General features: G+C 67.9%; 15 protein-coding genes. 11 read left to right on the top strand and 4 right to left on the bottom strand.

The annotated features are described in order from the left end of the window. The first annotated feature begins 183 nt into the window (after positions 1 to 183). From IE97_RS0121570 to IE97_RS0121550, 5 genes are all read left to right on the top strand, one after another. The gene (locus tag IE97_RS0121570) at positions 184 to 1,053 is read left to right on the top strand and encodes a calcium-binding protein (protein ID WP_030243079.1); all 870 of its coding nucleotides are present in this window, start codon (positions 184 to 186) and stop codon (positions 1,051 to 1,053) included. Between the two features lie 170 nt (positions 1,054 to 1,223). Further along, positions 1,224 to 1,868 carry a dihydrofolate reductase family protein gene (locus tag IE97_RS0121565; protein ID WP_030243077.1) on the top strand — a complete coding sequence of 215 codons (645 nt, stop codon included), beginning with the start codon at positions 1,224 to 1,226 and terminating at the stop codon, positions 1,866 to 1,868. 21 nt (positions 1,869 to 1,889) lie between these two features. Further along, positions 1,890 to 2,711 (top strand): SAM-dependent methyltransferase, encoded by an 822-nt coding sequence (locus IE97_RS0121560; RefSeq protein ID WP_106975404.1) that lies wholly within the window; start codon positions 1,890 to 1,892, stop codon positions 2,709 to 2,711. Between the two features lie 205 nt (positions 2,712 to 2,916). Beyond that, positions 2,917 to 4,041: a C40 family peptidase gene (locus tag IE97_RS0121555; RefSeq protein ID WP_030243071.1), complete on the top strand. Its 1,125-nt coding sequence runs from the start codon at positions 2,917 to 2,919 to the stop codon at positions 4,039 to 4,041. A gap of 359 nt (positions 4,042 to 4,400) precedes the next feature. Beyond that, positions 4,401 to 5,753 (top strand): PP2C family protein-serine/threonine phosphatase, encoded by a 1,353-nt coding sequence (locus IE97_RS0121550; RefSeq protein WP_030243069.1) that lies wholly within the window; start codon positions 4,401 to 4,403, stop codon positions 5,751 to 5,753. Between the two features lie 119 nt (positions 5,754 to 5,872). Here the strand turns inward: IE97_RS0121550 and IE97_RS0121545 are convergent, their stop codons facing one another. From IE97_RS0121545 to IE97_RS0121535, 3 genes are all read right to left on the bottom strand, one after another. Next, positions 5,873 to 6,205, bottom strand: coding sequence for a DUF2516 family protein (locus IE97_RS0121545; RefSeq protein ID WP_030243067.1), 333 nt, complete (start codon positions 6,203 to 6,205; stop codon positions 5,873 to 5,875). 116 nt (positions 6,206 to 6,321) lie between these two features. Further along, positions 6,322 to 7,056 (bottom strand): hypothetical protein, encoded by a 735-nt coding sequence (locus tag IE97_RS0121540; RefSeq protein WP_030243064.1) that lies wholly within the window; start codon positions 7,054 to 7,056, stop codon positions 6,322 to 6,324. Positions 7,057 to 7,135: 79 nt separating this feature from the next. Next, a complete protein-coding gene (locus IE97_RS0121535; protein WP_030243061.1) occupies positions 7,136 to 7,690 on the bottom strand; it encodes a helix-turn-helix domain-containing protein in 555 nt (184 codons plus the stop codon). A gap of 123 nt (positions 7,691 to 7,813) precedes the next feature. Here IE97_RS0121535 and IE97_RS0121530 point away from each other — a divergent pair, with 123 nt between their 5' ends. Then, positions 7,814 to 8,578 (top strand): ATP-binding protein, encoded by a 765-nt coding sequence (locus IE97_RS0121530; RefSeq protein ID WP_037844568.1) that lies wholly within the window; start codon positions 7,814 to 7,816, stop codon positions 8,576 to 8,578. Between the two features lie 176 nt (positions 8,579 to 8,754). Here IE97_RS0121530 and IE97_RS42195 read toward each other — a convergent pair whose 3' ends face one another. Then, complete coding sequence (locus tag IE97_RS42195) at positions 8,755 to 9,477, bottom strand: hypothetical protein (RefSeq protein ID WP_158708324.1); 723 nt, start codon at positions 9,475 to 9,477, stop codon at positions 8,755 to 8,757. Between the two features lie 245 nt (positions 9,478 to 9,722). On the opposite strand from IE97_RS42195, the gene IE97_RS0121525 reads away from it, so the two are divergent. The 5 genes from IE97_RS0121525 (at position 9,723) to IE97_RS0121505 (ending at position 14,446) form a co-directional block, all read left to right on the top strand. Further along, positions 9,723 to 10,367: a class I SAM-dependent DNA methyltransferase gene (locus IE97_RS0121525; RefSeq protein WP_030243057.1), complete on the top strand. Its 645-nt coding sequence runs from the start codon at positions 9,723 to 9,725 to the stop codon at positions 10,365 to 10,367. Between the two features lie 187 nt (positions 10,368 to 10,554). After that, entirely contained in the window at positions 10,555 to 10,920 is a 366-nt protein-coding gene (locus IE97_RS0121520; protein WP_030243055.1) for a hypothetical protein, read from the top strand. Between the two features lie 489 nt (positions 10,921 to 11,409). Continuing rightward, positions 11,410 to 12,060 (top strand): TauD/TfdA family dioxygenase, encoded by a 651-nt coding sequence (locus IE97_RS0121515; RefSeq protein ID WP_106975403.1) that lies wholly within the window; start codon positions 11,410 to 11,412, stop codon positions 12,058 to 12,060. Between the two features lie 59 nt (positions 12,061 to 12,119). Then, positions 12,120 to 12,992 carry a hypothetical protein gene (locus IE97_RS0121510; protein ID WP_199809832.1) on the top strand — a complete coding sequence of 291 codons (873 nt, stop codon included), beginning with the start codon at positions 12,120 to 12,122 and terminating at the stop codon, positions 12,990 to 12,992. 623 nt (positions 12,993 to 13,615) lie between these two features. Then, positions 13,616 to 14,446, top strand: a complete 831-nt coding sequence (locus IE97_RS0121505; protein WP_158708323.1) for a hypothetical protein — start codon at positions 13,616 to 13,618, stop codon at positions 14,444 to 14,446. Positions 14,447 to 14,681 lie beyond the last annotated feature (235 nt).

Raw genomic sequence — 14,681 nt, 5'->3', positions numbered from 1 at the left:
TTCGAGGGTGGCGGGAGTGCGGATCCCCGCGTGACGGGCAGGTGAACGCGGCCGGAAGACGCAGGTCACACGTGCTGTCTTCGACGTGAAAAGGCAGACGGCACCGTTGCCGGGGGCAACCGGGCGCCTGCCCCGTGAATCACAACAGGCGAAAGGTCCACGTCTGCCTCACGGAGGTACGCAATGCCCTCTCGCCTCGTCAGCCGCCGCCGGCTGTTACGCGCCACATCGGTTCTGACACCGGTTCTCGGCATGGCCCTGGCTGTTCCGGTCGCCCTGGCCGCCCCGGCGGGCGCCGCGCGACCGGCGGCCACCGCCACGGTGAACGAGTACGGCTGGCACCTCACCTACACGGCCGCCCCCGGGCAGGCCAACAAGGTGGCGATCACCCAGTCCTACACCGGCGACCGCTCGCGGTTCACCTATGTGATCGACGACGTCGTCCCGATCGACGCCGGGAACGGCTGCAGCCACCCCGACAGCGCCGACGACACCAGGATCTCCTGCACGGTCGAGACCCCTGAGAGCCAGTCACCGCTCAACTCCATGGCGGTGGACCTGGCCGACGGCGCCGACACCGCCTCCTTCGACAACGCGACCGACCAGGTCTACTACTTCACCTCGGTCGAGCTGGGCGACGGCGACGACACGTGGACCGGCACGACCGGAGGCCGGGTCGACGGCGCCGGCGTCCGGGGCGGCGCGGGCGACGACGTCATCACGGTGGGCGCTCTGGGGTACGCCGGCGGCGGTGACGGCGACGACACCCTCTACGCCGGCACCGGCGACGAGATCGTGGACGGCGGCGCGGGTGACGACATCCTGCACGGCGGCGCGGGCGACCAGATCCTGCGCGCCGACGACGGTGACGACACGGTCTACGGCGGGGCCGGCGACGACGAGCTGTACGGCGGCCGGGGCAACGACATCCTGCACGGCGACAGCGGCGACGACCGGATGTGGGGGAACAGCGGCGACGACGAGCTGTACGGCGGCCCCGGCGCGGACACACTCTCCGGCGGCCCGGGCAGGAACATCGTCCGTCAGGACTGACAGGTCTCACCCCCGGGGATCAGGACCGTCGGTGGTGGCCACGACCGATGACTTTCCGCGCCCCACGGTGTCTGCAGAAGTGACCGGTGCCTGAGGAAGCGACCGGTGTCTGCAGAAGTGACCGGTGCCCGAAGAAGTCGCGGCGATCAGCGAGAAGAGAGTGGTGCGCGATGAAGCTGGTGGTGCAGGAGTTTCTGTCACTCGACGGTGTCTCGCAGGGGCCGGGGTCCCCGGACGAGGACACCAGCGACGGTTTCGAGCGGGGCGGCTGGTTCGTGCCGCATCTGGACGAGGAGTTCGAGCGCCTGGCCGGCAGCTGGCTCGGCGAGGCGGACGGGCTCCTGTTCGGGCGCCGGACGTACCAGAACTTCGCCCGGGACTGGCCGGCGATGACCGACCATCCCCTCGCCGGGATCATGAACGGCCTGCCGAAGTACGTCGCCTCCCAGACCCTGACCACCGCCGGATGGAACCCGACCACGATCCTGTCCGGTGACGTCCCCGCCCAGGTGGCGCAGCTGAAGCGGCGGCCCGGCCGGGAGCTGCAGATCCACGGCAGCGCCCGGCTCGCCCAGTCCCTGCTGGCCGCCGGGCTCGTCGACATGCTGCGGCTGGTGATCGCCCCGGTCGTCGTCGGCCAGGGCCGTCGCCTCCTCCCGGACGGCGGCGCACCGGCCGGGCTGCGGCTCGTCGAGCACCGGACGACACCGGGCGGGCTGTCGGTGCACGTATACGAGTCGGCGGGGGTGCCCGAGTTCGGGACGTACGGGGGTGGGAGCGGGGGCGGGGCTCAGGGCCTGCCGGACACCCCCTGAGCGCCGCTTACCCTCGTACGCATGACATCCCGCGCGACCCGCCCCGTGGGAACGGTGACGCGCGGGACGACCAACCCCAACCGCCTGCGCCGCATGGACCGCTGGATCGCCGCCACGCACGGCGCGGAGCTCCGCCGTGCCGCCGATCCCGTGGCGGTCGACCTCGGGTACGGCGCCGCGCCCTGGACCGCCGTCGAGCTGCTGCACCGCCTCCGTACGGTCGCACCACGCACGCGCGTCGTGGGCGTCGAGATCGAACCGGCCCGGGTCGCGGCGGCGCTGCCGTACGAGCGGGCCGGGCTCGCCTTCCGCCATGGCGGATTCGAGATCCCGGTCCCGCAGCGCCCCCTGCTCGTCCGGGCGGCGAACGTGCTGCGGCAGTACGAGGAGGGCGAGGTCGCGGCCGTGTGGGAGCGGTTGTGCGCCCGGCTGGCGCCGGCCGATCCGGCCACCGGCTCACGCGGCGGGCTGCTGGTCGAGGGAACCTGCGACGAGATCGGCCGGCGGCACGTGTGGGTCGCACTCGGCCCGGAGGGACCGCGTACGGTCACCTTCGCGACCCGGCTCGGCTCTCTGGAGCGCCCCTCGGACCTGGCCGAACGCCTGCCGAAGGCGCTGATCCACCGCAACGTCCCGGGCGAGCCGGTGCACGCCTTCCTGCGCGACTTCGACCGCGCCTGGGCCGCTGCCGCGCCCTACGCCTCCTACGGCGCCCGTCAGCGCTGGATCCGTGCGGTCCGGGAGCTGACGGCCGACTGGCCGGTGACGGACGGGCCGGCGCGGTGGCGCCAGGGCGAAGTGACGGTGCGGTGGGAGGCGTTGGCGCCGCGCGTCTCGCCCTGACGGCAAGGACCCGCCGGGCCGGACCGGAACCCGCCGGGAACGATCTCTTTGAGTCGTTCGTCACACAGGCGGGGAGATCGTCATGCCGGGGCATGCCGGTGCGGGGACGGCGGGAAGCACTACCTCTGTCGTTTCGCGCGCCGACGTGGCAGCATCCCCAGGCGTGCCGGATGTTACTGATGATTAATCAGGTGGGGGCTGAGATATGGGTACGGGCAGGCGCAGCCTGATCGCGACGGCCGCGGCCGTGGTCTGCGCGGTCACCCTGCTGACCGCACCGGGCACGGCGTTCGCCAGCCCGAGCCCCACCCCCACCTCCACACCGAGCGCGGGTCCGACACTCGCGCCCGGGAAGGACCTCGAGGCCGTACGCGAGAAACTCGACAAGCTCTACCGCGCGGCGGCCCGTGCCACCGACGAGTACAACGCCGCCAAGGAGAAGGCCGACCAGCAGTCCGCCGAGATCGTCGAACTCGCCGAGAAGATCGTCAAGGGCAAGGAGCGGCTTGCCGAGCTGAAGGACCGCGCGGGCGCCGCGGCCGCAGCCCAGTACCGCGGCGGCGGACTGCCGCCCGAGGCCCGTCTGATGCTGAGCGACGACCCGCAGGAGTTCCTCGACGGCGCGGGCCGGGTGCGCCAGGGCCAGCACGCGACCAAGGGCCTGCTCGGCGAACTGACCCGGGCCCAGCAGGACTTGGAGCAGTACGCGAAGGACGCCTCCGCTCAGTGGGAGAAGCTGGAGGCGAGCCGCAAGGCCAAGGCCGCCGCCCAGAAGAAGACAGAGAAGCAGATCGCGCAGGCCGAGAAGCTCGAGTCCGAACTGCAGAAGGAGGAGCAGGAACGCCTCGCCGAGTTGGAGAAGGAGGCCGCGCACAAGGCGCAGACCGCCTGGCTCGACTCCGGCATCCTCGACGAGATCACCGGGACGGCGTCCGCGCAGGGCAGGAAGGCGGTCGCGTACGCCACGGCCCAGATCGGCAAGCCGTACCAATGGGGCGCCGAGGGCCCGAAGAGCTACGACTGCTCCGGGCTCACCTCACAGGCCTGGATCTCCGCGGGGCGCGGCATCCCACGCACCTCGCAGGAGCAGTGGAAGCGGCTGCGCCACATCGACGTCCAGGACATGCGGCCCGGCGACCTCATCATCTACTTCGACGACGCCAGCCATGTCGCGATGTACGTGGGAGACGGCACGATGGTGCACGCACCGCGGCCCGGGCGCGAAGTGACGCTCGCGGGGGCCGGGTCGATGCCCATCCTCGGGGTGGTACGCCCGGACGCAGACGCCGACACCGGTACCGATGCCAGTGCCAGTGCCAAGGACGGCTGAGCGGACACCGGACACCGGACGTCAGGTATCGGTCAGCGGGTATCGAGTAACGAGTAACGAGTAACGGACAGCGGGCCATGGCGCCAGAGGCGGCGAACTCGCAAGTGACCTGGACCACGTGACCTGCCCCACCCCGAATCTCCTGCCGGACAACGCGCGGGCGTGACGTTCGTCATCCCCACGGCATCCCAGCCGTGTCCAACTGCGGCACATATCGCGGCATATGACACTGGCCGACGGCACAGCGGCGTGGCTCACACCATTCCAATGCGGCGCCGACACCCGCTATGGTCCCCGTCGGTGGGTCGAGGTCCCTCGCACCCACCATGCCCTCGGGGGGAGGGAAGGAACCCAAGACGATGCCCGTACCCATACCGCGGCAGAGAGCGATCCCGGCCGTGGAGAGTGGTCAGGCGCAGGCGGCGTCCCCGTGCGGCGACGGCCAGGCCGAGGACTCCGCCAAGGACGCCTCGGCAACGGCCCGGCGCACGCCGGACACCGCCGGAAACACCACGGACAAGGTGGAGAACAACACCACCCACACCAACTTGACGCTGCTGCTGATCGAGGACGACCCGGCCGGTTCGCCGATCGTGCCGGACATGCTCGACCAGGCAGGCAAGCCGATCCGCGTCCGCACGGCCCGCAACCTGACGGAGGCCGGGCGGCTGCTGACCGACGACGTCCACTGCATCCTGCTGGACCTCGCGCTGCCGGCGCCCGGCCGCAGCGACAGCGACGACGAGCTCGCCGTGCTCAGGCACGTGCTGGAGCTCGCGCCGAGGCATGCCGTCCTCGCACTGACGGCCTCGGGCGACGCCGAGCGCGGCGCGGAGGCGGTGCGCGTGGGTGCCCAGGACTACCTCTTCCGTGACGAACTGGACGGCCGGCTGCTGAGCCGCGCGATCCGCTACGCCGTGGAGCGCAAGCGCTCCGAGTCGGCCGAGCGCCGGCTCGCCGAGGGCCGGCTGCGGGCCCAGGAGAACCGTCGCCTGGAGCGCGGACTGCTGCCGACCCCGCTGCTGGACGGCTCCCCGCTCCGGTTCGCCGCCCGCTACCGCCCGGGCCGCTCGCGCGCCCTGCTCGGCGGCGACTTCTACGACGTCGTGCGCACACCGGACGGCACCGTGCACGCCATGATCGGTGACGTCTGCGGGCACGGCCCGGACGAGGCCGCCCTCGGTGTGGAGCTGCGGATCGCATGGCGTGCGCTGACCCTGGCGGGCCTGTGCGGCGACCAGCTGCTGAACACGCTCCAGCAGGTGCTGGAGCACGAGCGGGCCGACGACGAGATCTTCGCGACCCTGTGCACGGTGGACATCGCGCCGGACGGCCGCCGCGCCGGCCTGTGCCTGGCCGGCCATCCGTCGCCGCTGCTGGCCCGCCCGGGCAAACCGGCCCGTCTGCTGCCGTACGACAACAACGGTCCGGCCCTCGGACTGCTGCCGGGCGCGCGCTGGCCGCGGACGCAGGTGGAGCTGGGGGCCGAGTGGAGCCTGATGCTCTACACCGACGGTCTGATCGAGGGCCGCATCGGCCAGGGCCGCGAGCGGCTCGGCCAGGAGGGCATGACGGAGATGGTCCGCCGCCAGTTCGCCGAGGGCCTGCGGGGCGAGGCGCTACTGCGGGCGGCGGTGAACGAGGTGCGCGACCTCAACGGTGGCGAGCTGACGGACGACGTGGCGGTACTGCTGCTGGACCGGGTGCCGTAGTCTCCCTGGCCCTCGGCCTGCCGGAGCAGGGCGGGGTGACCGGCTCAAGGGGCACGGGGTCACCCGGCTTCCGGGTTACGGGCTACGGGTCACGAGGCGGGGTCACCGGCCGGGCGGGGTCACCGGCCGCCGTTCCAGGGCCCGTACGGACCGTCGCTGCTGGAGCCACGCTGGCTGCGGCCTCCGCCCGGGAGCGCCCGGATGGCGGGACGTACATCGACCATGTACACGATCGTCGCGATGAGTCCGATGATCGGCAGGAACGACAGGATCGGGAAGAGCAGGTTCACCACGAAGGCGAGCCCGAGGATGATCAGCCAGAACGGCTTGGTCTTCTTGTCCGCCGCGCGGTACGCGTCCTCGCGGCGCACGGCCGCGTCGATCAACGCGAAGCCGCTGAAAACGATCAGGGCCATGCTCAGAAGCCACATCAACCCTGCGAAGCCCTGCATCAGCACAACGTCCACCACCAGACTCGGCTCGTCCTACGCCGTCACCGTACCCGTACAACGGGCCGGGCACCCCCAGGGTGCCCGGCCCGTTTGATCGCTCTCCGCCGTCCGCCGTCCTACTTCGCCGGCGGGGTGGTCTTCTTCGCGGTGCTCTGGCCACTGGTGGTCTGAGCGCCGGTGGTCTTGCCGCTCGCGGTCTTGCCGTTGGTGGTCTTGCTCGCCGGGGCCTTCTTGGCGGGCGCGGCGGGCTTCTTCGCCGCGGGGGCCTGCGTGGCGGCGGGCTTCGCCTGGGCGGCGGAGGCAGCGGGCTTCACAGGCTCCGTCTTGACCTCGACCGGCTTCGGCTTCGGCTCGACGGCCACAGCCAGCTCCTCGACGCCCTCGGCGACGTCCTCGATGCTCTCCGCGGCCTCGCCGCGCCAGGTACGCACGGCCTGCTCACCGTGCTCGGCGACCTTCTCGTAGGTCTCCCGGGCCTTGACGGCGTACTCGGCGGCCACGCCGACCCCGCGCAGCGCGAAGTCCTGGGCGCTCTCGCCGATCTTCTTCAGGTCCGCGTCGATCGTGCTGCCGAGCTTCTTGATGTCGACGTCGATGGAGCCGATGAACTCCGTGACCTTGGCCTGCAGGGTCTCCTGCGTCTCCTTGACGCGGGCGGACGCCTTCTCCTGGACGGCCTTGGGGTCGGTGTTGCGCACGGCCTCGAACCGCGCCGGGGCCTCGTTGCGCAGCTGCTCCACCAGGCCCGGCACCTTCTTGGCCTGCTGGAGGGCGAGGTCGGCGGTGCCTGCGGCGAAGTAGAGCGGAGTCGGGTCGCTGAGGGTCTTGCGCAGGTCGTCGGTGATGGCCATGGTGATGGTCCTCCCGGATTCTGTTTCGGCTGAGGGTTTTGTGTGATCCGCAGCGGAACGGCCGGTGCCCTGGTCCGGCTCAGCCGGCCGTCTGCTGCGGGTCGGTGTCACTGCGGCCGCTGCCCTTACGGGTGCGGCGGGTGGCGGACGTACCGCCGTTGTCGCGGATACGGCGCTCGACGGGCTGACCGTCGTCGACCGTGCGGGCCGGGCGTATCTCGGCGCCGGCACCGGCGACGCCGCCGGTGGCACTGCCCGGAGCGTCACCGTCCCCGCTCCCGTCCCCGAACCCGTTCTCCTTGCGGAAGGACTCGTAGATCTGGAGCAGCACCTGCTTCTGCCGCTCGTTCAGCGTCGGGTCCGCGAGTATGACGGCACGCGTCTCCACCTCGTCCCGGTCCCGCTCGGCGTCGAGGATGCCGGCCCGGACGTACAACGTCTCGGCGGAGATCCGCAGAGCCTTGGCGACCTGCTGCAACACCTCCGCGCTCGGCTTGCGCAGCCCACGCTCGATCTGGCTCAGGTACGGATTGGACACCCCTGCGGCGTCGGCCAGCTGCCGGAGCGACAGCTGCGCGTTGCGCCGCTGCTCGCGCAGGTAGTCACCGAGATTGCCGACGTTGAGGGTTGCCATGCCTCCACAGTGCCGCACCCCGCTAACTATTGCAAGCACTTGCTTGCAAGAGTGCGCCACGCCACCCGTCTGGCGGTTTGAGCCTGAGCACGTGACCTGTTGACCTGTCTCTGAGAAGTTAAGGTGCTGAACCGGCGCGAGCACGGCGCCCGCCGCGGCCTGATCATCTCCGGGGAACGCACCACCGGGAAGACCACCGCACTGCGGCAACTCGGCCGCCTACACGAGCTTCGCATCCGGCAGCGTTACGGAGACAGCCGGCGCATCCCGGTGGTCTACGTGACAGCCCCGCCCAAGGGCTCGGCCCGCAAGCTCGCGCTGGAGTTCGCCCGGTTCCTCAAGCTGCCGACCATTTCCCCCAGGCACAACACCGCCGACATCACCAGCTCCGTCTGCCAAGTGCTTACGGAGGCCCGCACCGATCTCGTCTTGGTCGATGAGATCCACCTGATGAACCTCGCCACCATTGCGGGTGAGGAGTTGTCCGACCATCTGAAGTACTTCACCGAGCACCTGCCCGCCACATTCGTCTATGCGGGCATCGACGTCGAGCATTCCGGGCTGTTCGCCGGAATCCGGGGCGGCCAGATCGCTGGCCGCTGCACACTCCTGCACACCGGCCCCTTCCCGCCCGGAGCGGAGTGGGAAGGGCTGGTGGCGACCATGGAGGACACCCTCCCCCTCCATCACCACATTCCAGGAACCCTGGCCAAGCTGCACGCCTACCTCCACCAACGCACCGGCGGCATGATCGGCAGCCTCTCTCACCTGATCCGGGCCGCCGCCATCTCGGCAATCCTCGACGGCAGCGAGCGGATCACCCGCCGCCAGCTGCACACCATTCACGTCGACCACGCCAGCGAGAGCGCCTACCGGACATCGGCATGACCCCCTCCGCGGACCTCTACGGACCAGCCTGGCCGCTCCCCCTGACCACCACCCCCTTCCCGAACGAGACCCTGCGGTCCTACATTGCACGGCTCGCCCTGCTCAACAGGCTGCCGCCCGAACGCATACTCCGCCGCTTCTACACAGCGGAATCGCCCCAAGACAACGTGAAACTCCTAGCCACGCGCAGCGGGCAGGCCCCTCTTCTGCTGATGCGAAAATTGCCCGAGCTGGCCACTCCAGGCCCCTGGCCCCACGAGCAGTACGAAGGTCTCGCCCGCAGCTGGGCCTGCCATCCCTGCGTTGCGGCCCGCACCGGACGGGACGACTGGAAAGTCGAAATCTGGGTCATCAGTGGACACCATCACCTCTGTGTCAAACACCGCCGATGGACGGGCACCCACCACGGGCACTACATGGCCAACTTCGCCGGCCCCATCGACGGACAGTTCAGCCTCAACCGAGCCCCTGAGATCGTCCATGCGCAGCGGAGACTCCACCGGCTCTTTCGGCGGCGGACACCCCGAAGGGTTCTCGCTGCCTACCAGGAATGCGTCGACTTCTGGCGCGAGCTGGCCAAGCACGGATATGCCGTCAACAGGACCGAACGCCTTCTCGACCTCATCGCTCCCAACGAGCCCCTTGCGCGCCGAAGTTACGCGATGCGCGAGGCCGCTCTCCTGCCAGACCTCGTCGAAGTCCTGGGGATCTACGCGTCTCCGGTCTGGCGCCACCGAGCTCTCGGCAGCCCCCGCGATGTTCAGCTCTTTCACCGAGAGTTCGAGCGGCGGTTGCCTCCCGAACGACGGCTGAGAACGACCGCCATCCCATGGTTCACAAGCGAAATCACACGGGTCGCGGAAAGGATCAATGAACGGATGGACGAACAGGAACGTCAACTGATGCGGGTGGCGTCGGCTGCACCCGGCACGCCAGAGTGGTGGCCTCCACTCATCATGCGCAGACTTCTGCGACACACCCCCTCTCATGCACGGTGAAACACCACGCGGTCGAGGTCGAGGCGCTACCTGTCCGGCGTCAGGGACGAAAGGACCTCACGGAGTTGTTCAGGTTCGTCGGCGGTGATCATCCGTCACACCGACTCTGCACGACATCCTGATCACTGGGGCTACTGTGTCGAGGCATGAACACGGACCAGTGGTTAGCAGACACCCGCGCGTCCTACGACACGGTCGCGGTCAGCTATGCCGACCAGCTGCGCGAGGCTCTGGCCGGGGAGCCCTACCTTCGAGCAGCTCTGGCGTTGTTCGCCGAGTTGGTGCACGCCACCAGCGGCGGGCCGGTGGCGGACGTGGGCTGCGGACCTGGACACGTCACCGCTCACCTGCACGAGCTGGGCGTGGACGCGTTCGGCATCGATCTTTCACCCGCGATGATCGACCTCGCGCGGCGCGACCACCCCAGCCTGCGGTTCGAAGTCGGCTCGATGACGGATGTCCACCTCGCCGACGCTTCGCTCGCCGGCCTGCTCGCCTTCTGGTCGTTGATACACGTCCCCGACGATGCTGTCCCCACGGTCTTCAGCCACTTCCACCGGGTGCTACGCCCTGGCGGACCACTGCTGCTCGGCTTTCACGTCGGCGACGAGTCGAGGCTGAAGACGCAGGGCTACGGCGGTCACCCGATGAACGTTTACGTCCACCACCGCCAACCTGACCAAGTGACAACCTGGCTTCGCGATGCTGGCTTCACGGTCGAGGCCCACATGCTCCTCGACCTCGACGAGAGCGTTCCAGGGGCGGTCCTCTTCACACACCGTCAGCCCTAACTCAGCCAGCAGTCCGTGTCGAGTGGGCCGAAGCGGCACGGCAGGCCATTACCGAAGAGTTCGCCGACGGCCTCAACCCCATTCCGGTGGCCCAGCGGCTCCGCCAACACGACCAGATGCTGGAATCGAGCATCAACGAGCACGAAGCCACTCGCATCGTTCCCGAGCCGAGGACAGCGGACAACCGATGACCGGTTCCCCAGCACTCGCCGACGAGCCGGAGGACGCCGCAGTTAAGGAACCGTCCGGGCAGCTGACGGAGATCATCCCCTCGGCGCTCGGCCTCGCCGCCAAAGCCGCCCGGCCCCAGTGGCCGGACGACACCGACGAGATCCAGGCGATCACCGATGCGATGGTGCGGCTGCTGCCCGGAGTTCACCTGCGGTCCGACGGCCAGCTGACGATCAAGTCGCTCGCCGAGCAAGCGGGCTTGAAGCGCAACAAGCTCACGGACTCAAAGACCTGTTCTATGCCCTGGTGCGAGCCCAGAACATCCACCCAAAGGACACCGAGCGGCTCCAGCAAGAGCGCGACGAACTCGCGGAGGCTCTGAAGAGGCCCGCCAGAGCACAACGAGCTACGCGAGGAGATCAAGCGACTCGTCCGCATCATCCACGTCCTGGAAGTGGAGAACGACAACGTCAAGAGCACATCCGGCGCCAGAGAAGGCACAGTCCGGGTGCTGCCACAGCGCTCAGCGCTGTCGCCCCCACAGCGTTGAGACCGAGACTGCCGCAGACAGTATTCAGATCATGCGGCGACGCCGAACTCCTTGCGGTCCGCTGGACGAACTCGTGGACGGTCGGCTCGCGCCGCCAGGGGGCCAGGGCCGCGTTGAACTCGTTTACGTAGTCCTTGGCACGCCCCGACTGGATTCGAGTTCCTGCGTGAGTCGTTCGCCATCGAGGACACCCTCCGCCCCGACCGGCTCGTCCTCGGCTTCGAGTCCGAGCACTCCTGGGCCGAGGCCGTCCTGCGGCAGCGTACTGAGAGGTCCGAATCCGGTGGCGGGGCCGAGCCCCGAGGCAGTAGACAATGCGACATGGCACGGATGCTGGAGAACCTGCTCAAAGAGAGCGAAACGCGGGGCTGGGCCGTCGGGCAGGCGGACCTGGCCCAGGTGAGGCGCGACGCGACCCGGCTCAAGTGGGCTGAAGTGCCGACGCGACGAGGTGGTCCGGCTCTCAACACTCTGCGCCCAGTCGGTCGAACCGAGGCGGAGCCCAATTCGCTCAGCGCACGTTACGGGAAGGGCGCCCAGCCCTTGCACACCGACGGGGCCCATCTCCGCCACCCCCCAGACATCGTGGTTCTGGCATGCGAAACCACCAGCACGACCCCCACCCGCCTGTGGTCCACGAACCGCTACGGTCGTTTCATTGGAGGACTGCCGGAGTTCGTCCACCACGGCGTCTTCCTGATCACTAGCGGAAACGACAGCTTCTTCGCTACGGCAATAGAGGGTGGCCACCTGCGTTACGACCCGGGCTGCATGATCCCCTGCGACGCCCGCGCGCGGCAGTCAGTGCAGTTCTTCGCGGAACGGGAGACCAAAGAGCACCAATGGTGCGAGCCAGCCCAAGTGCTCTTGATCGACAATCGTCGCGTGCTGCATGCTCGGGCCTCCGCAGCACATGAACCTGACCGAGAGATCCAGCGGCTCACCTTCCACCTGAACCGCGAGGCATCATGAGTAGGCCATTCGATCACGAGGCACTCTGGACGAAGGCCAAGCTCTTTCTGAACCGTGCCATGGACGACGACCCCAGATCATTCGACGAACAGGCACTCTGGGCTGCCCTGGCACTCGAGCTTCTGGCCAAGGCTGCCCTCGCGCGGGTCTCCCCACTTCTGATCGCGGAACCCAACGAAGAAGGCACCAATCTCCTCATCGCCACGGGACTAGTCAAGGGCGACGCGAGGTTCACCTCCGTCCGAGCCAAGACCTTGATGGCTCGATGCCACAAGGCATTCAAGCCCTTCGACCAGTCAGAGGCCATGAAGATCATCAATGGTCGTAATGAGTACCTGCACAGCAGTGGCGCCGGGTTCATGGCCATCCCGCCTCAGGCTTGGTGGCCCAGATACTGGGCCCAAGCCGCGATCTTGGTCACAGCTCTCGACCGCGACCTCGACGAGTTGGTGGGCAGCCACCGTGAGCCCGTGGTCGTTAAATATCTTGAGCAGAATGCCAAGAACATCGAACAGCGCGTCGAAGCCTTGCTTGAGAGGGCGAAGCAGCGTCGCCGGCAATGGCTCGACGGAACCCTACCTGCGAAGGTTGCTGCCGAGTGGAAGACCGGACAGTACCTATCAGCGACGCTGGACCACAGCGTGGCTGCAGACTGCCCGGCCTGCGGCTCAACTGGGCTTCTCGAAGGTGACGAATTGGTCAATGAGGAGGTCCACTACCCTTCGGCCCTTTCTGTCACGGAAGATGGAGACCAATGGGGCGATGGCTCGGTGACCCTGAGCATCGCAGCCGACCACTTCAGCTGCCCAGGGTGTCAGCTCGTACTCAACGGCTATGAGCTGCTCAAGCAAGTCGGCTTGAATATCGTTTTCGATGTTCAAGGTGACATCGACGAGTACATCCGTGCCGAGTCCGAGTACGGCAATGATTAGGGCTGCAACAGTTCTGTTGCAGCCCTGATTGCATCGCTTGTCCCGGTGATCTGCAAGTGCTGTCCAGGCTCGGGCAAGCTGGATTGATGTGGCGGAAGAACGGCCGGTCAATACTCGATTGTGGCCATGCATCGCACGGTGGCCGCGGCCAAGGCTGCGGGCTGCCTGCATAAGGTGCGCGCCATTCCGTCTGCTGGTCGGAGTTCCGCTACGGTCCGACGGTCAACTAACCGTGATGTTTCCTCCCTGCTGGCAATAACCCAGGATGGACACAGAAGTGCGAGGACACGGCGCGGCCGCGCCAGCCTGCAGCGGCCCGAGCACTGGCCGCGCCCGTCCATCGCCCGGCAGGCCGCTGGCCGACGCCCGCCCCGCCGTGATGGTGCAGGTGCGCACTCGTCACCCACCGCTGCGTGGCCCCGTGCTCCCAAAAGGAGACGCTCACTGTCCACCCCCGAGTTCCTGCCACTCGAAGTCGCCAAGATCCTCGCCGGCCTGATCTGGAGGGCGGCGCGGCCCTGCCGTTCACGGCAGGTTGCCTCAGCGGAGTAGTTCCCTGGAACCCTGCTAAGCCTCTGTTCCTGTGGGCTACCTTCGATTGGTAGACGATCACGGAGGGCTGAATGGCACAGGGAAGACTCTTCAGAGCACAGACTTGGTGGCTGGAGACACCCAGACTGATCCGCCGATGGTCCATTGCCTTGTTGCTGTTCGGATTCCTGCTCCTGGCACTCGGGCTGTGGTCCGACATGCGGGGATGGTGGGAAGGCCACGAGTTCCTCACCAATCTCGTCTCCAGCTTTACCTCGCTGTGCTTCGGTGTTCCCGCGGCTCTGCTGGTGTTCAGTCACCTCGGGCAGGCCCAGGAAGAGGCACGCCAGAAAACTCGCGCACGAGCTCACGCCGTTCAGGAGATCAACGAGTTCACCTCGGCCCTCCTGGAGCCGTTCAATGCAACAGACATCCAACAGTTGGGGTCCAAGCTGCGAGGCATGCGTGCCAACCTGAGAACGGTGCGGACGGTGCGCATGGCAGATGCCGAGCGGGAGGAGGCGGTCGCCACCTTCTTCATGCAGTTCAACGACCTGGTGCCCAACCCTTCCGCACGCAGGCCGATTGACAGCTTCTCCACCATGCATCGGTACACATCGCAATGGACGACGATGCGCAAGTGGCAGACACGCGTAACGTCCCAGTGCCGCATTCTGGACGAGGAGGTCCGTCCGCGCGTCACCGACTATGGGTTGCCCTGGCTGGCGCAGAACAGGGCATCTGATGTGCGACAGGCCGCCAGGTGGCTCTTTATGGAGGGTCGTAACCCCTGGAAGCCGCGAGCTCAGCAAACGGACAACGGCAGAGACGGGTCAACCATGGCCGCAATGAGCTACTTTCTTGATGACCTGATTGGGCTATGCGCTGGAGCTGAATCCCTCGCATCTCTCTACCGTGCGTAACGGGTAACGGGCGAAGGCAACACGGCCAGACTTGATGTAGAAGCAAGCTGGCCTCGTCTTGGGCGCCCCAATGGTCCGCACACCCGACGAGAGCGAGAAACCCTGACCGAGCCAGCAGGGTCTCTTCCTGGCCGACAAGCCCAGGGAATCGTGACGGAAAACCTCAGGTTGAGCGAGACCCGACGAACACCCAACATCTCGCTCTGTCTGAGGCACCCCAGGTCAGCGCGCTGCC

This window comes from Streptomyces sp. NRRL S-455 (assembly GCF_000717875.1).
In the GTDB taxonomy this organism is placed as follows: domain Bacteria; phylum Actinomycetota; class Actinomycetes; order Streptomycetales; family Streptomycetaceae; genus Streptomyces.
This window is presented reverse-complemented; position numbering and strand designations above follow the sequence as displayed.